The following is a 20,708-nucleotide window of genomic DNA, read 5'->3' as shown; positions in this document are numbered from 1 at the left end:
TGGCTTGGCCGCCGCGGTACAGCGGCCAGGTCAGGAAACAGGCAGGACAGGCAGGACAGGCAGCCGCGCGGCTGCCTGGAAAGAGCGAGGCGGGTGGAGCTGGCGCGCCTCAGCGGTCGCCCTCTACGCGGGCGCGGATCTCGCGGGCGGTTTCGAGCAGGCCCAGGTAGCCGCTGCGCACGTGTTCGGGAAGATCGGGATCACCGACCAAGGCGCCCAGCGTCTCGATGATGCTGTAGATCAGGCCCTTGGCCGCGCCGGCAGCGATGCTGTCGGCCTCCACCGCGCTGTGGATATGGTCCAGCGCGTCGCTCATGTGCTCGACGGGGGGCGTCTCGCGCGATTCGGGCTCGGAAGGCTTGCGGGAATCGGTGTTCATGGTGATGGCCTTGTGGGTTGCTTAAAACGGCTCGGACGGCACGACCGCCTGCGGCATGGTGCCTGTCCCATCATTCTACGCCTGGCCCGGCGCCGTCCGGCATGCGCTCGCGCAAGCAGCTTGCAACGGCCCGGCCTGCGTCAGGGTGCAGAGCAGGCCACCGCGTCCGGCCCGGGCAAGCGGCCAAGCGCGCGGCATGGACTGGCGTGCCAAGGCGCGATTGAGAAAAGCTTTCGCGCCGATAGCAATAATGTTTGGCACGGTATTGCGTATCAGGGGCAAAATAAGACGGCATCCACTGCGCGACGTTGTCTCTTGGCACGCAGCGGCGGATGAGTGGGACCGGTCCAGGGTCAAATGGCAGTTCCGGCGAAATCGCCTAGGCGGGACTTGAAATTCCGCCAACTGGTAACATATCGGCGATATCCGCGCAGCCGTAGTCCTGGCGAGACGCCTGCCGGCCCGTCCAGTGTGGTCCGCCACACGACGTGCCGGCGCAATCTCGTGTAAGGTAGCGGTTCGGCTCATCCAGCCTTCGATATATAAACAAGAGCGAAACCAGAGGTTTTCCGCCATGAGTGAACAAATCAAGTATGTGAGCGACGCCTCCTTCGATGCCGACGTCCTCAAGTCCGACAAGCCCGTCCTGCTCGACTTCTGGGCCGAATGGTGCGGCCCCTGCAAGATGATCGCCCCCATCCTGGACGAAGTGGCCAAGGACTACGGCGACAAGCTGCAGGTTGCCAAGATCAACGTCGATGAGAACCAGCAGGTGCCGGCCAAGTTCGGCATCCGCGGCATCCCCACGCTGATCCTGTTCAAGAACGGCTCGGTCGCTGCGCAGAAGGTCGGCGCACTGTCCAAGTCGCAGCTGACCGCCTTCCTGGACGGCAACCTCTAAGCACGGCGCGGCCGGCGCGCAAGCGCCCTGGCCGCGGCCATCGACCAGCGTGCGCGCGCCTGTCTGGCGCGCCGGCTGGTTTGTGCTAAGATGGCGCCAACAACTTCCCCGAGCGTTCGCTCATTTCTTCCCCCCTTCTTGGTTCTGCCCGTCCGGGCACCCGTGTAACCCCTCGTCTATGCACCTGACAGAACTCAAATCGCTTCACGTGTCTGCCCTTCTCGAGATGGCTGCGACCCTCGAGATCGACAACGCACAGCGGATGCGCAAACAGGAACTGATGTTTGCGATCCTGAAGAAGCGCGCCAAGATGGGCGAAACCATCTACGGAGACGGCACCCTGGAAGTCCTGCCGGACGGCTTCGGCTTCCTGCGCTCGCCCGAGACCTCCTATCTCGCGAGCACGGACGATATCTACATCAGCCCCTCGCAGATCCGCCGCTTCAACCTGCACACGGGTGACTCCATCGAAGGCGAGGTGCGTACGCCCAAGGATGGCGAGCGCTATTTCGCGCTGGTGAAGGTCGACAAGGTCAACGGGCAGCCTCCCGAAGCGGTGAAGAACCGCATCATGTTCGAGAACCTGACGCCGCTGCATCCGAACCGGCCGCTCACGCTCGAACGCGACATCAAGGCGGAAGAGAACATCACCGGCCGCATCGTTGACATGATCGCGCCGATCGGCCGCGGCCAGCGCGCGCTGCTGGTGGCCTCGCCGAAGTCCGGCAAGACCGTGATGCTCCAGCACATCGCTCACGCCATCGCAAACAACCACCCCGAGACCGACCTGTTCGTGCTGCTGATCGACGAGCGTCCCGAGGAAGTGACCGAGATGCAGCGCTCGGTGCGCGGCGAAGTGGTGGCGTCGACCTTCGACGAACCCGCGATCCGCCACGTGCAGGTTGCCGAGATGGTGATCGAGAAGGCCAAGCGCCTGGTCGAACTGAAGCGCGACGTGGTGATCCTGCTGGACTCGATCACCCGCCTGGCACGCGCCTACAACACCGTGGTGCCGGCCTCCGGCAAGGTGCTGACCGGCGGCGTGGACGCCAACGCGCTGCAGCGCCCGAAGCGTTTCTTCGGCGCGGCGCGTAATCTGGAAGAAGGCGGCTCGCTGACCATCATCGCCACCGCGCTGATCGAAACCGGCAGCCGCATGGACGACGTGATCTACGAAGAGTTCAAGGGCACCGGCAATATGGAAGTGCACCTGGAGCGCCGCCTCGCGGAGAAGCGCGTCTATCCGTCGATCAACCTCAACAAGTCGGGCACGCGCCGCGAAGAGCTGCTGATCAAGCCGGAAATCCTGCAGAAGATCTGGGTGCTGCGCAAGTTCATCTCCGACATGGACGAAGTGCAGGCGATGGAGTTCATCCTCGACAAGCTCAAGGCGACCAAGAACAACGCCGAGTTCTTCGACATGATGCGCCGGGGCGGCTAAGCTTAGCCATGCCGCACATCGAAAAGCGTGCCTCGGCACGCTTTTCTTTTTTGGCGCGCTTAGTCGACCCGCTTAGTCGACCCGCTTAGTCGACCCGCTTCGTCAACCCGCTTTCGTCATTCCCATGACCCCGTCATGTTCGGACGCCTGACCCGCTACCTTCGCTCGCGTTCCCGCGCGCGCAAGCTCGCGCACTATGCCATTCCCGACGCGCTGTGGGCGCAGACGGTGGCCGCCCTGCCCTTCGTGCGGCGCTACGGTGCGTCGGACCTGGCGGCGCTGCGTGACCTGGCCACGCTCTTCATCGCCGAGAAGGAATTCTCGACCGCGCACGACATGGTGCTGACGGACGAGATGGTGGTCAGCGTCGCCACCCAGGCCTGCGTGCCCATCCTGCGGCTCGGCATCGAGTGGTACCGCGGCTGGCACGGCATCGTCCTCTACCCGGGCGAGTTCATCATCCGCAAGACAGTGGAGGATGAGATCGGCCTGGTGCACGGCGTGGTCGAGGAGGCTGCGGGTGAAGCCTGGGAGCACGGACCGGTGATCCTGTCGTGGCCGGACGTCAGCATGCCCGGCGCGGGCAGCGCCGCCGCCGAGGGTGAACTCGAGGACAGCTATAACGTGGTCGTCCACGAGTTCGCGCACAAGCTCGACATGCTCGACGGCGAGCCCGATGGCGTGCCGCCGTTCTCGCGCGTGCTGCATCCCGGCATCGACGCCGAGGCCTGGGCCGAGATCTTTCTGGACGAGTACGAACGCTTCGCCGAGGCCTGCGATGCCCAGCCCGAGCGCGCCTGGAAGCGGCCCGAACGGCTGCCCCCGGCACTGCGGGTCATCGACCCCTACGGCTGCGAGGCACCCAGCGAGTTCTTTGCCGTGGCGTCGGAATCGTTCTTCGTCGATCCCGAGGGATTGCTGCGGCACTGGCCGCGCGTCTATGCCCAGTTGTCGGCCTTCTACCGGCAGAATCCGGCGTCATCCTGATGCCGCCGCAGGCTTGGAAGCGCCGCCACGCAGGGCTATGATAAAGCCTTGCCCCAACTCTTCTTTTTCTGCCATAATCACGGTTTGCCCATTATCGGCAAGTGGTTCGTTCGCCGCAAGCAAGCGACTCCAGGCGTAGGCTAGGGCCTGCACTGGCCTTGGGCGCGGCAGAAGTAGTACGAACGGACTGGCTACCCACACTGAAAGGACGCATCATGAAAGAAGGCATTCACCCCAATTACCGCGAAGTCGTCTTCCTGGACGTGTCGAACGACTTCAGCTTCCTGACCCGCTCGACCATCCAGACCAAGGACAAGATCACCTGGAAGGACGGCAAGGAATATCCGCTGGCCAAGATCGAAGTGTCGTCGGAATCGCACCCGTTCTACACCGGCACCCAGAAGATCATGGACACGGCCGGCCGCGTCGAGAAGTTCCGCCAGAAGTTCGGCAGCAAGCTGGGCAAGGCAGCGAAGTAAGCGCTTCGCCCGCAACCGCGGCGCCGCGCCGTGCCGGACCGCCGAATGTTCCGGAGCCGCGCAAAGCAAGCAGAAAGGCAGCGTCGGCTGCCTTTTTTGCTTTTGGGCCCCCACCCCGGCGGGGACAGCCGCCCGCCTGACCCTCGATGAGCCAAGCCAAGATTTCCCGCGTCCAACTGACCGCGGCCGCCACCGGCACGCTGCCGCGTGCGCTGCTGCTGGCGATCTGCGTCATCTACGGCCTGACCGGCCTGTTCGGCCGCGACCCGTGGAAGAACGAGGATGCAGCCGGCTTCGGCGTGATGTGGCAGCTCGCCAACGGGGGCGTGCAAGACTGGCTGATGCCCAATATCGTGGGCCGGCCCTATAGCGAAGACGGCCCGCTGGTGTTCTGGGTCGGCGCCACCATGATCCGCCTGTTCGGCGGATGGCTCGGCGCGGCCGATGCGTCACGGCTGGCCACGGCCCTGTTCTATTTCGCGACCTGCGCCTTTACCTGGTATGCCACCTACCTGCTGGGGCGACGCAGCGAGGTGCAGCCCTTCGCCTACGCCTTTGGCGGCCAGCCCGATGCGCGCGACTACGGCCGCACGCTGGCTGACGGCGCGCTGCTGATCTTCCTGGCCTGCGTCGGCCTGGCCATGCGCGGCCACGAGACCACGCCCCAGGTCGGGCAGGTCAGCTTTATCGCGATGAGTCTCTACGGCCTGGTACGCAGCCTGGACAAGCCAATCCAGGGCAGCCTGTGGTTCGGCCTGGGGCTCGGAGCCTTGACGCTGGCCAGCGGGCCGGTGCTGCCGCTGGTGCTGCTGGGCGCCACCGTGCTCGGTGGGCAGGCCTGCCAGCCGCTGCCGCTGCGCCAGTTGCTGAAGACCGGCCTGCCGCTTGCCCTGGCGATCGCTGCCGCATGGCTCGCCGCCACCTATCTGGGGGCGCTCAATCCCGAGGACGCCGTCGCCTTCATCCGCGACTGGGCGCGCTACGACCGCCATACCTACGGCTGGCCCAATGTCCGGGCACTGAGCTTCCTCGGCCGCAACCTCTTTCTCTATACCTGGCCGGTCTGGCCGATCGCTGCCTGGTCCTGGCTGGCATGGTCCGGGATGCGCCGGGCGCCGCATGTCGCCGTACCGCTGACGCTGCTGCTGCCGCTTCTGCTGCTGCTCCCGCTACTGCGCTCGCCTGGCGACATCCAGTTCATCCTCGTGCTGCCGCCGATGGCAGTGCTGGCCGCCTTCGCGCTGCCCACCCTGACGCGGGGGGTGATCAACGCCATCGACTGGTTCTCGCTGCTGTTCTTCACCATCTTCGGCGGCTTCGTCTGGTTCATGTGGGTGGCCAAGACCACGGGCTGGCCGCCGCGCATCGCCGCCAACGTGTTCCGCATGCTGCCGGGTTTCCAGCACCAGTTCACCGTCACGGCGGTGATCTGCGCGCTGCTGGTCACCCTCGCCTGGATCCTGATCGTACGCTGGCGCCTGTCGCGTGCGCCCAAGCAGATCTGGCGCCCGGTCGTGATCTCGGCCGCGGGCACCACGCTGATGTGGGTGCTGGCCATGACACTGTGGCTGCCATCGATCAACTACGGCAAGACCTACCGCGACGTGGCGCAGGCCGCGGCGCTGGCGCTGCCGGGCAGCTATCGCTGCGTGCAGCCGATCCGCATGGGTGACGCGCAGTTGGCCTCCTTCGCCTTCTTCGGCCACATCCGCTTCGGCGGCCCAAGCGACGGCTGTGACATCCTGCTGCGCTACGATCCGACGGATTTCGGCGAGCCGACCAGCATCTCGCACTACGAATGGCACCTGGTCTGGGAAGGCCGCCGACCAGCTGACCGGGACGAGCGCTTCCGCATGTATCGGCTGGTGGATGTCAGCCAGCTGGCGCCGAAGCCCGGACTGCCGCCGGGTACCCGGCGCCTGCCTCGCTAGCCAGCCAGGGCCGGCCGTGCCGGCCGGCGCGGTAGCCCCTGCCCTGCTCCCCGCCCTGGCCAACGGCCCCACTGCCGCTGGCCAGGGCCGACAATACCTTGAACTCTCGCCTCGCTGCGTCCATTCCCATGAGCCTGCTCCAGGACAGCCGCAGAATCGTCCACCTCGCCGCCCCGCTGCTGGTCGGCCAGCTCGCCGTGATCGCCTTCGGCGTGATCGACACGGTGATGTCCGGCCGTGCCTCGGCCCTCGACCTGGCCGCAGTCGGCCTGGGCGGTTCGATCTACATCACCGTCTATATCAGCCTGATGGGCGTGCTGCAGGCCCTCGCACCGATTGCGGCCCAGCTCCACGGGGCGGGACGCGCGCAGGAGATCGGGGTGGAAGTGCGCCAGGCGGCGTGGCTCGGGCTGGCCCTGGCCGTGCCCGGCATGCTGCTCCTGCTCCTGCCGGGCCCACTGCTGAGCCTGGCCAAGGCGCCGCCCGAACTGATGGACAAGGCCAGCGCCTACCTGCATATCGCCGCCTTCGGCCTGCCGGCGGCATTGGCCTTCCGCATCTATTCCGCGCTGAACAATGCGCTGTCGCGCCCCATCATGGTGACCGTGCTGCAGCTGGGCGGCCTGGTGCTCAAGGTGCCGCTCAACGCCTGGTTCATTCATGGCGGCCTCGGCCTCCCGGCCATGGGCGGGCCTGGCTGCTCGCTCGCCTCCACGCTGGTCTCCTGGACCTGGTGCCTGACCGCGCTGGCCATCCTGTACCGCAACCCGGCCTACCGTCCGCTGGCCATCTTCAGCAACTGGAGCTGGCCGTCGCCGCCGCATATCCGCGCCTTGCTGCGCCTGGGCCTGCCGATGGGCCTCACCTACCTGATCGAGATCACCTCATTCACACTGATGTCGATCTTCATCACGCGCATGGGGACCGTCATGCTGGCCGGCCACCAGATCATCGCCAACCTGAGCGCGGTGGCCTATATGGTGCCGCTGTCGCTGGCCATTGCCACCTCGACGCTGGTGGCCCAGGCAATCGGCGCTCGCGACCACGCCGCGGCCCGCCAGCTTGCCTGGAGCGGCATCCGGCTGGCGGCGACGCTGGCCGTGCTGAGCGGTGCACTGTTGTGGCTGCTGCGCTGGCCGGTGCTGCATGCCTATACCGAGGATCCTGGCGTGGTCACAGCGGCACTGCCGCTGATGCTGCTGATCGCGCTCTATCAAGGCTTCGATGCGGTGCAGGTGATGACCGCCTTTATCCTGCGGGCGTACAAGATCGCGCTGATCCCCACGCTGATCTATGCGGCCTCGCTGTGGGGAGTCGGACTGTGTGGCGGCTACATCCTGGGATTCGGCCTGATCGAGGGTCTGCCAGCCTTCACGCGCGGCCCCTCTGGTTTCTGGATGGCCAACAGCATCAGCCTGGCACTTGCGGCCCTGCTGCTGGTGCGCTACTTCATGCATGTGAGCCGGCCGCCGGCGCACGGCTAGCGGTTCGCTTGGCGGGCGGCCAGGCGGCTGCCTCCGGACTCTTCCAGACTGCCCCGCCCGAGCATCAAAACCCCGGGGGCACGCGAATACCTACCGCGGCAGAAATACCGGCAATGCGCTGCCTGCGGGCGACAGCGAGACAATGGGACGACGCCGTGCCGGGAAATATGAATGCGAAGGGAATGCGGAGCGGTAAGCGGAAAACCAAAAAGAAAAACCCGCATGGCATAACCATGCGGGTTCAGATTTGGCGGAGCGGACGGGACTCGAACCCGCGACCCCCGGCGTGACAGGCCGGTATTCTAACCGACTGAACTACCGCTCCTTAGTCGGCTCATCAGATCCGGCATGCCGTATCCGACAAACTGGGCGTTTGATTACGCCCCTTGATTTGGCGTCCCCTAGGGGATTCGAACCCCTGTACTCACCGTGAAAGGGTGATGTCCTAGGCCTCTAGACGAAGGGGACAGAAACTTGTTATTCACTCGTTTCGTCCGATTGAAAATCATATTCTTGATTTTCAATCTTGAACGCATTTCCTTTCGAAAATACGCTCTGGCATTTTGGTGGAGCTAAGCGGGATCGAACCGCTGACCTCTTGCATGCCATGCAAGCGCTCTCCCAGCTGAGCTATAGCCCCATGGTGCTGCTTTACTACCGTCGCATTTTACTGCGTTACTGCACTTGCTGTTTTCGCTTTCGTTTCGTTGTTTCCGGCGAAGAGAAGATTATATATCAACCTTGTTTTTTTGCAAGCCCTTTTTTTAACTTTTTTTCGCGATCCGCATTTAGCGGCGTGGCTGCCGGCATTACTGCTGATACTTCCCGGCGCCCCTATCACGATGATCCGTTTTACCGGATCCGTTAAGCCCGCTTGGTTCTGAACCGCGCTGCAGGGAGAAGGAGATTATGCTCAAGTCTCGACAGGAACGCAAGCCCCCATCGAGACTTTTTCGGAGACTTTTCGCAGGTCTCTCAGGCCTGCAGTCCGGCACCGATCCGGCGCAGCACCGTCTCGCGCCCGAACAGCTCCAGCACCGCGTCGATGCTCGGCGTCTGCAGCTGCCCCGCCACCAGCAGGCGCACCGGCATGGCGAGCTTGGGCATCTTCATGCCGAACTCGGCCAGCACCGCCTTGAACGCGGCACCGATGGCCTCGCGCTTCCACTCCGGCAGCGCGCTCAGCTGGGCGGCCAGCGCGTGCAGCGCAGGCACGGTCTCGGCGGTCAGGTGCTCCGCCTTCAGCGCGGCTTCCGGCTGCGGCTCGCCGCGATAGAACAACAGCGCAGTCTGCGCGACCTCCTTGAGCGTATTGGCGCGGTCCTTGACCAGGGCCACCACGCCGACCAGGTCGGCGCCTTCCACCTTGCCGCCCATCGCCTCGATGAAGGGGCGGGTCAACTCGGCCAGGCGGGCGTTGTCGCCCACCTTGATGTAGTGGTTATTGAGCCAGGCCAGCTTTTCCGGGTTGTACTGGGCGGGCGACTTGCCCAGATGCTCCAGGTCGAACCACTCGACGAACTGCTCGCGCGAGAAGATCTCCGCGTCGCCGTGTGCCCAGCCCAGTCGGGCCAGGTAGTTCACCACGGCCTCCGGCAGGTAGCCCTCGTCGCGATAGCCGGTGACGCTCATCGCGCCATGGCGCTTGCTCATCTTCTCGCCTTGCTCGTTCAGCACGGTCGGCAGGTGGGCGTAGACGGGCGGGGTGCCGCCCAGCGCGCGGATGATGTTGATCTGCCTGGGCGTGTTGTTGACATGGTCGTCACCGCGGATCACATGCGTGATCTGCATGTCCAGGTCATCGACCACCACGCAGAAGTTGTAGGTGGGCGTGCCGTCCGGGCGGGCAATCACCAGATCGTCCAGTTCCTCGTTCGAGATCTCGATACGGCCCTTGACCGCGTCGTCCCAGCTGACCACACCATCGAGCGGGTTCTTGAAACGGAGCACGGGTTGCACGCCAGCGGGCGGCTCCGGCAACACCTTGCCCGCTTCCGGCCGCCAGAAGCCGTTGTAGCGCGGCTTCTCGCCACGCTCGCGCTGCGCCTCGCGCAGGGCGTCCAGCTCCGCAGTGCTCATATAGCAGGGGTAGGCCAGGCCGGCATCCACCATCTGCTTGAGCACTTCGCGGTAGCGATCCATGCGCTGCATCTGGTAGAAGGGGCCTTCGTCGATGTCCAGGCCGAGCCAGTCCATGCCCTCCAGGATCACGTCGACCGCCTCCTGCGAGGAACGCTCGACGTCCGTATCCTCGATGCGCAGGATGAAATCCCCTTTCATGCGGCGGGCGAAGGCCCAGGGATAGAGCGCGGAGCGGATGTTGCCGAGATGGATGAAGCCGGTCGGGCTCGGCGCGAAGCGGGTGCGAACGCGTTGTGTCATGTGGGAGAGAGACGGAAACGCCCGCGCGCGGTTGCGCCCAGGCTGTCGGAGGGAAGCCAGCATTATAGCAAGGGGGTCTGCCGCTGCTTCCCCTGCCGCGGCGCCGGCCGGCGCTGCGGCGAGGAATCATTTATGCTGGCGCCGGTCACCTCCAAGACCCGGCGACACGCCACCGCGGCCGCGGCACACCGGGTGCCGCATCGATCTCGCCAACCTTACCCGCCCCTCGTTTCATGCAAAGACGTAGCTTTCTCGGCGCCAGTGCCGCCGCCCTGCTCGCCGCCTGTTCCTTCGGCCCCAAGCCGTCCGGTCCCGTCGCGGGCAATCCATCGGCCTCAACCATTGCGCAGCCTGCCCCTGCGCCGCAGCGCCCGGTGCGCATCGGCCTGGCCCTCGGCGGCGGCGCGGCGCGCGGCTTCGCCCACATCGGCGTCATCAAGGCGCTGGAGGCACAAGGCATCCATGCGGACCTGGTCGCCGGCACCAGCGCCGGCGCCGTGGTGGCGGCGCTCTACGCCACCGGCATGAACGGCTTCGAACTGAACAAGATGGCCCAGACCATGGACGAGGCAACCATCGCCGACTGGGCGCTGCCATTCGGCACGCGCTTCGGGGGCTGGCTCAAGGGCGAAGCCCTGCAGAACTATGTGAACCGGCTGGTCGGCAACCGCCCCATCGAAGCGATGAAGATCCCGCTGGGCATCGTCGCCACCGACCTGAAGACCGGACAGCCCATCCTGTTCCGGCGCGGCAATACCGGACAGGCGGTACGCGCGTCGAGCAGCGTGCCCGGCGTGTTCCGTCCCGTCACGATCCAGGGTCATGACTATGTGGACGGCGGCCTGGTGGAACCCGTGCCGGTGGATTCGGTGCGCAGCATGGGCGCCGACTTCGTCATCGCGGTGAACATCTCGGCCGACCCATCCAGCCAGAACAACGGCGGGCAGAGCGGCGTGCTCTTGCAGACCACCGCCATCATGGGCCAGACCATCAATCGCCAGGCACTGGCGCGCGCCGACGTGGTGATCCGCCCCAACCTGCCCGACATGAGCGGAAGCGACTTCGCGGCACGCAACCGCGCCATCCTGGCCGGCGAGCAGGCGGCGGCGGCGATGATGCCCACGCTGCGGGCGAAGCTGGAGCAGGCGCGCACCCATGCGCAGGGCGCAGTCGCCGCGCAGTAGCGGCCGGCGCGCCAGCAATAAAAAAGGACTGCCAAGGCAGTCCTTTTTCTTGTGTCACCCCTGCGCTCAGCCGCCGTACAGCGAGCGTCCGCTGGCGTTCGGGTCGAAGCGCTTGAGCGTTTCCACCATATTGCCGAGGTTGTCGGCGCTGCCGGAGGTGCGCATGACGCTGACATCGTCGACGCGGCGTGCGCCGTTGTAGCGCGTGACCCAGTAGCTGGCCCGCATATCGTCCACACGGATCTTGCTGCCGGTCGACGGCGCATGGACGAACTTGTTGTCGCCGATGTAGATGCCTACGTGCGAGAAGGTGTGGCGCATGGTGTTGAAGAACACCAGATCGCCCGGGCGCAGGTCGTTGGCGGCCACGGTCGTGCCGACCTGGCTCATCTCGACCGAGCGGCGCGGCAGCATGAAGCCGAAGGTGTCATTGAAGACGTAGCGCACGAAGCCGCTGCAATCGAGACCCGATTCCGGGCTGTTGCCGCCAAAGCGATAGCGCACGCCGATCAGGCCCAGCGCATTCATCACCAGGTCGCCTGCCTTGCTGGCCGCATTGCTGGTGGAACTCATCATCGAGGACAGCAGGCTGCGCTTGCCCTCGGTCGGCTGGTCGGCGCTCAATTCGGCGCGTGCATCGATACGGGCATCCGGGTCCTTGAACACGGTGTCCGCCAGCACTCCATTCGACAGAGTCGCACCGCAGGCAATGGCAATTCCAACGGCGGCGCGCGCCAGGGAATGAAGTACCGTTCGCTGCATTGGTTCTCCTGAATTAATTCTTAGCCTGGCCGGGCAAACGGCCGGCAGGCCCCCATAGTCTCGGGATGGTTCGAAGTGCGATGTGCAGCGAACGCAAGAAGCGGGCCAATCAACCGGCACCATCCCCGTGCGGGAACGCAGGACCGGATATCAGACAACCGCTGACAGACCACCCCCGAAAAATACTCTCGCGGGATGGTATAAGGTTGTCATCGACATGTCAAAGTTCGTTACAAATTCGCCGGATTTTCCTTGCGAATCAAGACGATAAGACAGGACCCGCATCTGCTTTCTCGGATTTTTCATGACGAGCGTATGACACCAGACAACCCGCCTGGCCTGCGCTGCACCGCGGCGGATCAGGATCCGCCGATCGCTGCCGCCGCCATCAGCTTGCGCGTGTAGGGATGTTGTGGCGCACCAAGCACGGCCTCTGTCTCACCCGACTCGACCACCTCCCCCGCCTTCATCACCAGCACGCGGTGCGCCATGGCGCGGATCACGGCCAGGTCATGGCTGATGAAGAGATAGCTGAGGTTGTACTTGTGCTGCAGCTGGGACAGCAGCGCCAGCACCTGCTGCTGGATGGACACATCGAGGGCCGAGGTCGGCTCGTCGAGCACCAGAACCTGCGGCTTCAGGATCAGCACGCGCGCGATGGCGATGCGCTGCCGCTGTCCGCCGGAGAACTCGTGCGGGTAGCGCCCCAGCGCGGTGCGCTCCAGCCCCACCTCGCGTAGCGCTTCGATCACCTGCTGCCGCATGGCCTCGCGCGACAGGCCGGGCTGGTGCAGGCCCAGCCCTTCGCCGACGATCTGTTCGATCGTCATGCGCGGCGACAGGGAGCCGAAGGGATCCTGGAAGACCACCTGCAGGCGCGAGCGCATCTCGCTGCGCTCGCGGCGTGCCATGGCGTCTAGGCTGCGGCCGAGGAATTCGATGTCGCCGCTGCTCTTGCCCTGCAGGGCCAGCACGGCATGGGCCAGCGTGGTCTTGCCCGAGCCGGATTCGCCCACGATGCCGACGGTCTCACCCTCGCGCAACTGGAAATCGACGCGCTTGACCGCCGGGAAGCGCTCCTTGACAAACCAGCCCTTGATTCCCGGGCGCTTGCGCGCGTAGTCGACGCACAGTCCACGGGACTCCAGCAGCACCGGCGCCAGCGGCACCAGCGGCCTCACTTCGCGCCGGGGCCGGCTGTCGATCAGCTTGCGGGTGTAGGGATGCTGCGGGTTGGCGAACACCGAGGCGGTCTCGCCCAGTTCGACCAGCACCCCCTTCTCCATCACGCCCACGCGCTGCGCGAAGGAGCGCACCAGGTTCAGGTCATGGGTGATCAGCACCACCGTCATGCCGAACTCGGCCTGCAGGTCGCGCAGCAGCTCCAGGATCTGCGCGCGGATCGTCACATCGAGTGCCGTGGTCGGCTCATCCGCCAACAGCAGCTTCGGCCGGCATGCCAGCGCCATGGCGATCATCGCCCGCTGGCGCTGGCCGCCGGACAACTGATGCGGGAAGCAGTCGAACTTGTGCTCGGCGTCGGCAATGCCGGTGCGTTCGAGCAGTGCGATGGCGCGCAGCCGCGCGGCACGCCGGTCCAGGCCTTCGTGCAGCGTCAGCGTCTCCACGATCTGGTTACCGATCGTGTAGAGCGGGTTCAGCGCCGTCATCGGCTCCTGGAAGATCATCGCGATGTCGGCGCCGCGGATGGCGCGCACCTCGCGATCGGACAAGCTCAGCAGGTCCCGTCCCTCGAAGCGGATGGCGCCGTCGTAGTACGCGTCCTCGACCAGGCGCAGCATGGCCAGCGCCGTCACCGTCTTGCCCGAGCCGGACTCGCCCACCAGCGCGAAGCGTTCCCCCGCGCGCAGGTCGAAGCTGACCTCGCGCACGGCGCGGGTGGCATGCTCGCCATGACCGAAGGTGACGGACAGGCGGTCCACGCACATCAGCGTGGAGCCCGCGACCGTCGTCTTCGCGGGACGCTGCTTCTTTTCTACTACCGCGCTCATTGCACCGCCTCCGCCGTGGCGGGCGCCGGCACCTTGGGCGCGACACGGGCTCGCAGCGCCGCGATGCCCAGGCGCGTGTCGAAGGCATCGCGCAAGGCATCGCCCATGAACGTCAGCAGCAGCAGGGTCACCACCAGCACGGCGAAGGTGAACAGCGAGATCCACCAGGCATCGAGGTTAGCCTTGCCCTGCGCCAGCAGCTCGCCCAGGCTGGGCGTGGTAGGCGGCACTCCCAAGCCGAGGAAATCCAGGCTGGTCAGCGCCAGGATGGCGGCACTCATGCGGAATGGCAGGAAGGTGATGACCGGCGTCAAGCTGTTGGGCAGGATGTGGCGCCACATGATCTGCAAGTTGGACAGGCCGAGCGCGCGCGCGGACTTGACGTAGTCGAGCGAGCGGTTGCGGTAGAACTCGGCGCGCACGTAGTCGGACAGGCCCATCCAGCCGAACAGCGAGAGCAGGATGATCAGCAGCGCCAGGCTGGGCCGGAAAATGGAAGCAAAGATGATCAGCAGGTAGAGCTCGGGCATCGAGACTCCAGATCTCGATGGCGCGCTGCGAGACCAGGTCGAAGCGGCCGCCGAAGAAGCCCATCAGCGCCCCCGACAGCGTACCGATCACCACACCGATCACGGTCAGCGCCATGCCGAACAGCACCGAGACCCGGAAGCCGTAGAGCAGCCGGGCCAGCACGTCGCGGCCACGGTCATCGGTGCCCAGCCAGTTCGCCGCCGACGGCGGCGCCGGATTGGGCTCCTTGGCGAAATAGTTCAGCGTCTCGTAGGAATAGTGGTTCGGCGGGAAAATGGCGAAATTGTCGCCGACCGTCAACTTGTCCAGGATATACGGGTCGAGGTAGTCGGTCGGCGTGGGGAAATTGCCGCCGAACGTGGTCTCGGGGTAGGTCTTGAAGATGGGGAAGTACCATGCATCCTGATACTTCACCACCAGCGGCCTGTCATTGGACAAGACCTCGGCGCACAGGCTGACGACGAAGATCAGCACGAACAGCACCAGGCTCCAGGAACCCAGGCGGTTGCGGCGGAAGCGCTGCCAGGCACGCTGGCGCGGGGAAAGGGAGTGCGGCAGGCCGTGGGCGGGCGTGCGGGGAAGGGCCTTCATCGGTGCACCGCCTCAAAGTGGATGCGAGGATCGACCATCACGTAGCAGACGTCGGAAATCAGCCGGGTGACGAGTCCGATCAGGGTAAAGAGGTAAAGCGTGCCCAGCACCACCGGATAGTCGCGCCGCAGTACGGCCTCATACGACAACAGACCCAGGCCGTCGAGCGAGAACAGGGTCTCGATCAGCAACGAGCCCGTGAAGAAGGCGCCGATGAATGCGGCCGGGAAGCCCGTCACCAGCGGGATCATTGCATTGCGGAAGATGTGCTTCCACAGCACCCGCCCCTCTGCCAGGCCCTTGGCGCGCGCGGTCAGCACGTACTGCTTGCGGATCTCTTCCAGGAAGGCGTTCTTGGTCAGCATGGTGACCACGGCGAAGCTGCCCACGACCGAGGCCGTGATCGGCAACACCAGGTGCCACAGGTAGTCGGTCACCTTGCCGAGCAGGGAGAGCTGGTCCCAGTTATCCGAGGTGAGGCCGCGCAGCGGGAACCACTGGACGAAGGTGCCGCCGCCGAACAGCACCAGCAGCAGCACCCCCAGCACGAAGCCGGGGATGGCGTAGCCGACCAGGACGATCAGCGAGGTCACCACGTCGAAACGGCTGCCCGCCCGGATCGCCTTGGAGATGCCGAGCGGCACCGATATCAGGTAAGTCAGGAAAAACGTCCACAAGCCGATGCTGACCGACACCGGCAGCTTGGACTTGACTAGGTCCCAGACGCCGCGGTGCTGGTAGTAGCTCTGGCCCAGGTCGAAGCGGGCGAAGCGCTTGAGCATCAGGAAGTAGCGCTCGAGCGGAGGCTTGTCAAAGCCGTACAGGGCCTGGATCTCCTTGATCCGTTCCGGGCCCAGGCCGTGCCGGCCGCGGTATTCCGCACCGCCACCGCTGGCTTCGCCACCGGCGCCGGCCCGCCCCTTCATCTCCATCATCATCTGCTCGACAGGGCCGCCGGGCACGAACTGGATGACGACGAAGGTCAGCGTGATGACCCCGATCAGCGTCGGGATCATCAGCAAGATACGCTTGAACAGATAGGCGAGCATACGTCTCCTTGTCGCGTCCGGGTCGCCTACTTCGACTGCGACTGGGCTTGTCCGGGCGCCAGATCGTTGCGCCACCAGTTACTGAGAATCCAGCCCTCCGCCGTATAGTACGCCGGCAAACGCTGCGGATAGGACAATTCCTTGCGATATGCCACCCGGTGGAAGGCGCTGAACCAGTGCGGCACGATGTAGTAGCCGTGCATCAGCACGCGGTCCAGCGCGCGGCAGGCATTGACCAGCTCCTCGCGCGTACGGGCATGCAGCACGTTGTCGACCAGTTTGTCGACCGGCGTCGATTTCAGGCCGAACAGATTGTCCGACCCTGGCGTGCCTGCCGCCTCGCTGGAAAAGCGATCGCGCAGTTCGTTGCCAGGACTCTGCGAATCCGGGTAGCGGATCGAGACCATGTCGAAGTCGAAGTCCTCGAGCCGCTTCTGGTAGAGCGCAAAGTCGGTGGTGCGCTGTTCGACCTGGATGCCGAGCTTTTCCAGGTTGCGCACATAGGCCGTGATGACGCGGCTCATGGCCCCGCCGTCGTCGAGGAACTCGAAGGAAAAGGCCTCGCCCTTGGCATTGCGCAGCGCACCGTCGGTATACGTCCAGCCGGCCTGGGCCAGCAGCCGCTGCGCCAGGCGCAGGTTGTCGCGCAGCGAGCGCGGCGGATTGGTGGTCGGCTGCACCACGATGGGGCCGAACACTTCAGGCGCCAGCTGGTCGCGCAGGGGCTCAAGCAAGGCCAGCTCGCCCGGACTCGGCCGGCCGTCGAAGGTGGAGCTGGCGGCCAGCCCGGTATTGGAGAACCAGCTGTCCAGGCGGCGGTAGGCACCATAGAAAAGCTGGCGGTTGAGCCACTCGAAATCCAGCGCCAGGGACAGCGCCTGCCGCACCCGCACATCGCGGAACATGGGCTTGCGCATATTCATCACGAAGCCCTGCATGCCGGCCCCGTTGTGATGGGGGAACTCGGTCTTCATCAGCTCGCCGTTATCGAAGCGCTTGCCGACATAGCTCTTGGCCCAGTTCTTGGCGCGGTATTCCACGATGGCGTCGAACTCGCCTGCCTTGAAGGCCTCGAGCCGGGCGGTCTCGTCCTTGTACAAGCGGTAGACCACGCGCGCGAAGTTGAAGGTGCCGCGCCGCACGGCGAGGTCCTTGCCCCAATAGTTCGGATCGCGCCGGAAGATGATGCCGCGGCCGGCATCATAGCGCTCGATCAGGTAGGGGCCGCTGGTGATCGGCTCTTCGAAGGTGATATCAGCGAACGGCGTCTTTTCGGTCCACTTCTTGGAGAAAACCGGCAGCGAGCCGACGATCAGCGGCAGTTCCTGGTTGCGCTGCTTGAAGTCGAAGCGCACCGTGCGCGGGCCGAGCACGACGACGTCCTTCACGTCCTCGCACATGCTGCGATAGCCAGGACTGGCCGCTTTGCTCATCAGCATGTCGTAGGAGAACTTCACGTCCGAGGCCAGCACGGGATCGCCGTTGGAGAAGCGCGCCTGCGGCCGGATCTGGAAGGTGATCGATAGCTGGTCCGGCGCGACCACCACGTCCTCGGCCAGCAGGCCGTAGCCGCTCGCCGTCTCGTCGGCACTGGCGATCAGCAGCGATTCGAACATCAGCGCGTTCAGGCCGGGCGCCGCCGTGCCCTTCAGCGTGAATGGGTTGAATTTGTCGAAGCTGGTGCGCCGGTCGGGGTTGGCCAGCGTCAGGGTGCCGCCCTGCGGCGCATCCGGATTGACGTAATCGAAGTGCTTGAAATCGGGACCGTACTTGAGGTCCCCGTACTGGGCGTAGCCATGCGCCGCAAGCGCCGGCACCGCCTGTGCCGCAAGCAGTAGCGCCAACCCGAATCGTCTGACCGTACGGCCGAGGAAACTCCGCCCCGCCGCATCGAACGGCCAAGGTGCACGAATAGGCATCCCGATCGGGTCCTCCAGTAGGATCGCTGCGGCCAGGCATTCTGCGGCCCGGCCAAGTTATGAGACAATTTTACATGCGTTCGGCTGGCGTCCTGCCATCCGGACATTCCAGTACGCGGCACATTCGGCCGCCTCCACAATCGGGCCGGGCCGGGCCAATACGGGCCGCACCAGGCTGGCGCAAAGCGCGGTCATGTAAAGGGTACAGCACATAGCATACCCGACCCGACATATCATCTTGGAGAATTTATGGGATTTCTGGCAGGTAAGCGGATCCTGATCACCGGCTTGCTGTCCAACCGCTCGATCGCCTATGGCATCGCCTCGGCCTGCAAGCGCGAGGGCGCCGAACTGGCGTTCACCTATGTCGGTGAGCGCTTCAAGGACCGCATCACCGATTTCGCCAAGGAATTCGGCAGCGAACTGGTGTTCGAATGCGACGTCGGCAGCGACGAGCAGATCGCCGCCACCTTCGCGGCGCTCGGCCAGCACTGGCCGACCTTCGACGGCCTGGTGCACTCGATCGGCTTCGCACCGCGCGAGGCCATCGCCGGCGACTTCCTCGACGGCCTGTCGCGCGAGGGTTTCCGTGTCGCGCACGATATCTCGGCCTACAGTTTCCCCGCGCTGGCCAAGGCCGCCCTGCCGCTGCTGTCCGACAAGGCTTCACTGCTGACGCTGACCTATCTGGGCGCCGAGCGCGTCGTTCCCAACTACAACACGATGGGACTGGCCAAGGCCTCGCTGGAAGCCAGCGTGCGCTACCTGGCGGCATCGGTGGGATCGCGCGGCATCCGCGCCAACGGCATTTCGGCCGGCCCGATCAAGACGCTGGCGGCGTCCGGCATCAAGGGCTTCGGCAAGCTGCTCAGCCACTTCGAGGAAGCCGCCCCGCTGCGCCGCAACGTGACCATCGAGGAAGTCGGCAACGTCGCCGCGTTCCTGCTGTCCGACCTGGCCAGCGGCGTGACCGGCGAGATCACCTATGTGGATGGCGGCTTCAATGTGATGGGCGCCAGCCTGCCGGCGGAGGAGTGACGCCGCGGCCCGCCGCACGGGCCGGACTGGCACAAGGCGCCGCGCGTGAGCCGGCGCCTTTTCTTTTGTCGCTTCGGGCGGCGTCTCGTCGCATCTGACCGCTCTGAGCGCACCCGGCGATTGCCGCGGGCAGCGGCGGAGACACGCGTAACTGGCGCGCCCCAGAGAATTGGCGCGTCCTAGAGGATTCGAACCTCTGACCGCTCGCTTAGAAGGCGAGTGCTCTATCCAACTGAGCTAAGGACGCGAAGGGCAGCATTCTACCCCAGAGCCGGTGTCGCCGGCACCCCGGCGCCGGCAGTCAGACCGCCAGCTTCTCCCGGGCACGCAGGGTGCGGGCCGGCTCGGGCGGCTGGCCGGTATCGGAAGACACGCAGTTGCGCCCCATCGTCTTGGCATCGTACAGCGCGATGTCGGCGCGGCGCATCAGCGCATCGGCGTCCTCGCCAGGCAGGCGCTCGGCCATGCCGATGCTGACCGTGTAGTGGATGGCGTCCGGCTCCGACGGGCAAGGCGTGCCGCGCACCAGGGTACTGAGCCGCAGCGTGGCGGCCCGGCCCCGCTCCAGCGTCATGTTCGGCATCACGATGCCGAACTCCTCGCCCCCGAGACGGCCGACCAGATCCTCCTCGCGCACGCTGCGCGCGAGCAGCCCGGCAAAATGCCGCAGCACACCGTCGCCGGCGAGATGGCCGTACAGATCGTTGATGGCCTTGAAATGGTCGAGGTCGACGAAGGCGACGGTCAGCGGCTGGCGCTGGCGCTCGGCCTGTTCGCAGGCGCCCTTGAACGCATCCCAGAAGGCACCGCGGGTCAGCACGTGAGTCAGGTCGTCATGGCGCGCACGTTGCTCCAGAAGGCGCCGCAGGTGATCGTGCGCCATCAGCGCGAAGCTGATCGACAAGCTCACGGCGGCGAAGGCATGGACCACGTGCAGGCTGGCGGGATCCACCGGGAGAGCGGGCCAGCCGGCCGGCGCCAACAGCGCGCGCAAGGCCGCATAAGACTGCAGCACGCTGACCACCGCAGCAACCAGCGCGATCACCAGCAGAGAGAGCGCGGCGAGCCGGCCCGTGCCACGCTTGGCGGCGATGCGGGGCACGACGGTCAGCGCCAGCCCCATCGCCAGCAGGCCGCCCACGGCCGCCAGCAGCAGCGCCACCGCGCCCTGCCCGGCCCCGCTTGCCGCCAGCCATCCCGCGCCGAGCACGCCGGCGAGATGGAAGGCGATCCAGCCCCAGCCGTACCCACGCTTGCCGAAGAAGCAGCGCGTCCCATACAGCATGGTCGACAGGGCCGCCACGAGCACAAGCTCCGCAAGGCCGTCGAATGGCCAGCCGGGCAGCCCCAGGCGCAGCGCCAGCACCGCGGCGGCGCCGCATACCGCAAAGTCTGCCGCAGCCCAGGCCTTCAGGCCCATGCCCCCCATGCCCGGGGTGCGCAGAAGCGCAAGACAAACCACTCCCATCTGCAGGCCGAACAGACCCGCAATCAGCACTATCCACTGTGACTGAAACATGTTTTCCCGTTCCGAGCGAGAGACAAGCCGCGCTCCGCTGGCACCGCCCACCCCCGTGGGCGACACCGACCCCTCTGCTACTGCTGGCGTCGATTGTTGCATTCCCCCGTCGCAACCGA

General features: G+C 65.6%; 15 protein-coding genes, 4 tRNA genes and 1 pseudogene. 8 read left to right on the top strand and 12 right to left on the bottom strand.

Annotation, left to right across the window (positions count from 1 at the left end):
* Positions 1 to 109: 109 nt before the first annotated feature.
* Positions 110 to 379, bottom strand: a complete 270-nt coding sequence (locus AC1Z3O_RS04845) for a hypothetical protein (RefSeq protein ID WP_483513974.1) — start codon at positions 377 to 379, stop codon at positions 110 to 112.
* A gap of 574 nt (positions 380 to 953) precedes the next feature.
* On the opposite strand from AC1Z3O_RS04845, the gene trxA reads away from it, so the two are divergent.
* From trxA to AC1Z3O_RS04815, 6 genes are all read left to right on the top strand, one after another.
* On the top strand, positions 954 to 1,280 hold the full coding sequence (trxA, locus tag AC1Z3O_RS04840; protein ID WP_071014023.1) for a thioredoxin TrxA: 327 nt from the start codon (positions 954 to 956) through the stop codon (positions 1,278 to 1,280).
* 178 nt (positions 1,281 to 1,458) lie between these two features.
* Positions 1,459 to 2,721, top strand: a complete 1,263-nt coding sequence (gene rho / locus AC1Z3O_RS04835; protein ID WP_483513972.1) for a transcription termination factor Rho — start codon at positions 1,459 to 1,461, stop codon at positions 2,719 to 2,721.
* Between the two features lie 135 nt (positions 2,722 to 2,856).
* The gene (locus AC1Z3O_RS04830) at positions 2,857 to 3,708 is read left to right on the top strand and encodes a M90 family metallopeptidase (protein WP_483513971.1); all 852 of its coding nucleotides are present in this window, start codon (positions 2,857 to 2,859) and stop codon (positions 3,706 to 3,708) included.
* Positions 3,709 to 3,923: 215 nt separating this feature from the next.
* Positions 3,924 to 4,187 (top strand): type B 50S ribosomal protein L31, encoded by a 264-nt coding sequence (locus AC1Z3O_RS04825; protein WP_483513969.1) that lies wholly within the window; start codon positions 3,924 to 3,926, stop codon positions 4,185 to 4,187.
* Between the two features lie 146 nt (positions 4,188 to 4,333).
* Positions 4,334 to 6,118: an ArnT family glycosyltransferase gene (locus AC1Z3O_RS04820; protein WP_483513967.1), complete on the top strand. Its 1,785-nt coding sequence runs from the start codon at positions 4,334 to 4,336 to the stop codon at positions 6,116 to 6,118.
* A gap of 128 nt (positions 6,119 to 6,246) precedes the next feature.
* Complete coding sequence (locus tag AC1Z3O_RS04815) at positions 6,247 to 7,602, top strand: MATE family efflux transporter (protein WP_483513965.1); 1,356 nt, start codon at positions 6,247 to 6,249, stop codon at positions 7,600 to 7,602.
* Between the two features lie 248 nt (positions 7,603 to 7,850).
* Here the strand turns inward: AC1Z3O_RS04815 and AC1Z3O_RS04810 are convergent.
* From AC1Z3O_RS04810 to gltX, 4 genes are all read right to left on the bottom strand, one after another.
* Positions 7,851 to 7,927: transfer RNA gene (locus tag AC1Z3O_RS04810), tRNA-Asp, on the bottom strand.
* Positions 7,928 to 7,994: 67 nt separating this feature from the next.
* Positions 7,995 to 8,070, bottom strand: a tRNA-Glu gene (locus AC1Z3O_RS04805).
* A 96-nt stretch (positions 8,071 to 8,166) separates the two neighbouring features.
* Positions 8,167 to 8,242: transfer RNA gene (locus AC1Z3O_RS04800), tRNA-Ala, on the bottom strand.
* 335 nt (positions 8,243 to 8,577) lie between these two features.
* Complete coding sequence (gltX, locus tag AC1Z3O_RS04795; protein ID WP_483513963.1) at positions 8,578 to 9,984, bottom strand: glutamate--tRNA ligase; 1,407 nt, start codon at positions 9,982 to 9,984, stop codon at positions 8,578 to 8,580.
* Positions 9,985 to 10,217: 233 nt separating this feature from the next.
* On the opposite strand from gltX, the gene AC1Z3O_RS04790 reads away from it, so the two are divergent.
* Positions 10,218 to 11,168, top strand: coding sequence for a patatin-like phospholipase family protein (locus AC1Z3O_RS04790; protein ID WP_483513962.1), 951 nt, complete (start codon positions 10,218 to 10,220; stop codon positions 11,166 to 11,168).
* A 66-nt stretch (positions 11,169 to 11,234) separates the two neighbouring features.
* Here the strand turns inward: AC1Z3O_RS04790 and AC1Z3O_RS04785 are convergent, their stop codons facing one another.
* The 5 genes and pseudogenes from AC1Z3O_RS04785 to AC1Z3O_RS04765 all read right to left on the bottom strand — a co-directional run bounded on the left by AC1Z3O_RS04785 (position 11,235) and on the right by AC1Z3O_RS04765 (position 18,032).
* Complete coding sequence (locus AC1Z3O_RS04785) at positions 11,235 to 11,930, bottom strand: C40 family peptidase (RefSeq protein ID WP_483513960.1); 696 nt, start codon at positions 11,928 to 11,930, stop codon at positions 11,235 to 11,237.
* Positions 11,931 to 12,289: 359 nt separating this feature from the next.
* A complete protein-coding gene (locus AC1Z3O_RS04780) occupies positions 12,290 to 13,942 on the bottom strand; it encodes an ABC transporter ATP-binding protein (protein WP_483513958.1) in 1,653 nt (550 codons plus the stop codon).
* Positions 13,939 to 15,064: pseudogene (locus AC1Z3O_RS04775) on the bottom strand (ABC transporter permease). The gene AC1Z3O_RS04780 and the pseudogene AC1Z3O_RS04775 overlap by 4 nt, the downstream one beginning before the upstream one ends.
* On the bottom strand, positions 15,061 to 16,113 hold the full coding sequence (locus tag AC1Z3O_RS04770; RefSeq protein ID WP_483513956.1) for a microcin C ABC transporter permease YejB: 1,053 nt from the start codon (positions 16,111 to 16,113) through the stop codon (positions 15,061 to 15,063). Before AC1Z3O_RS04770 ends, AC1Z3O_RS04775 begins: the two are co-directional and overlap by 4 nt.
* Positions 16,114 to 16,139: 26 nt before the next feature.
* Positions 16,140 to 18,032 (bottom strand): extracellular solute-binding protein, encoded by a 1,893-nt coding sequence (locus AC1Z3O_RS04765; RefSeq protein WP_483513954.1) that lies wholly within the window; start codon positions 18,030 to 18,032, stop codon positions 16,140 to 16,142.
* A 249-nt stretch (positions 18,033 to 18,281) separates the two neighbouring features.
* Between AC1Z3O_RS04765 and fabI the strand changes: the two genes are divergently transcribed.
* Entirely contained in the window at positions 18,282 to 19,070 is a 789-nt protein-coding gene (fabI, locus tag AC1Z3O_RS04760; RefSeq protein WP_483513952.1) for an enoyl-ACP reductase FabI, read from the top strand.
* Positions 19,071 to 19,240: 170 nt separating this feature from the next.
* On the opposite strand, the gene AC1Z3O_RS04755 is transcribed toward fabI, so the two are convergent.
* Positions 19,241 to 19,317 (bottom strand) — tRNA-Arg (locus AC1Z3O_RS04755).
* 54 nt (positions 19,318 to 19,371) lie between these two features.
* Complete coding sequence (locus AC1Z3O_RS04750; protein ID WP_483513950.1) at positions 19,372 to 20,589, bottom strand: GGDEF domain-containing protein; 1,218 nt, start codon at positions 20,587 to 20,589, stop codon at positions 19,372 to 19,374.
* Positions 20,590 to 20,708 lie beyond the last annotated feature (119 nt).

The organism is Cupriavidus sp. 09_S30 (assembly GCF_056930435.1).
Note: the sequence above shows the minus strand (reverse complement) of the source record. Positions and strands in the feature narration are given on the sequence as shown.

Excerpts from the sequence above, each read along its gene's own strand:
- AC1Z3O_RS04785 (WP_483513960.1), bottom strand. The coding sequence starts at position 11,930 with ATGCAGCGAACGGTACTTCATTCCCTGGCGCGCGCCGCCGTTGGAATT.
- AC1Z3O_RS04750 (WP_483513950.1), bottom strand. The coding sequence starts at position 20,589 with ATGTTTCAGTCACAGTGGATAGTGCTGATTGCGGGTCTGTTCGGCCTG.
- AC1Z3O_RS04830 (WP_483513971.1), top strand. The coding sequence starts at position 2,857 with ATGTTCGGACGCCTGACCCGCTACCTTCGCTCGCGTTCCCGCGCGCGC.
- rho (WP_483513972.1), top strand. The coding sequence starts at position 1,459 with ATGCACCTGACAGAACTCAAATCGCTTCACGTGTCTGCCCTTCTCGAG.
- AC1Z3O_RS04815 (WP_483513965.1), top strand. The coding sequence starts at position 6,247 with ATGAGCCTGCTCCAGGACAGCCGCAGAATCGTCCACCTCGCCGCCCCG.
- fabI (WP_483513952.1), top strand. The coding sequence starts at position 18,282 with ATGGGATTTCTGGCAGGTAAGCGGATCCTGATCACCGGCTTGCTGTCC.
- AC1Z3O_RS04780 (WP_483513958.1), bottom strand. The coding sequence starts at position 13,942 with ATGAGCGCGGTAGTAGAAAAGAAGCAGCGTCCCGCGAAGACGACGGTC.
- trxA (WP_071014023.1), top strand. The coding sequence starts at position 954 with ATGAGTGAACAAATCAAGTATGTGAGCGACGCCTCCTTCGATGCCGAC.
- gltX (WP_483513963.1), bottom strand. The coding sequence starts at position 9,984 with ATGACACAACGCGTTCGCACCCGCTTCGCGCCGAGCCCGACCGGCTTC.
- AC1Z3O_RS04820 (WP_483513967.1), top strand. The coding sequence starts at position 4,334 with ATGAGCCAAGCCAAGATTTCCCGCGTCCAACTGACCGCGGCCGCCACC.
- AC1Z3O_RS04845 (WP_483513974.1), bottom strand. The coding sequence starts at position 379 with ATGAACACCGATTCCCGCAAGCCTTCCGAGCCCGAATCGCGCGAGACG.
- AC1Z3O_RS04790 (WP_483513962.1), top strand. The coding sequence starts at position 10,218 with ATGCAAAGACGTAGCTTTCTCGGCGCCAGTGCCGCCGCCCTGCTCGCC.
- AC1Z3O_RS04765 (WP_483513954.1), bottom strand. The coding sequence starts at position 18,032 with ATGCCTATTCGTGCACCTTGGCCGTTCGATGCGGCGGGGCGGAGTTTC.
- AC1Z3O_RS04770 (WP_483513956.1), bottom strand. The coding sequence starts at position 16,113 with ATGCTCGCCTATCTGTTCAAGCGTATCTTGCTGATGATCCCGACGCTG.
- AC1Z3O_RS04825 (WP_483513969.1), top strand. The coding sequence starts at position 3,924 with ATGAAAGAAGGCATTCACCCCAATTACCGCGAAGTCGTCTTCCTGGAC.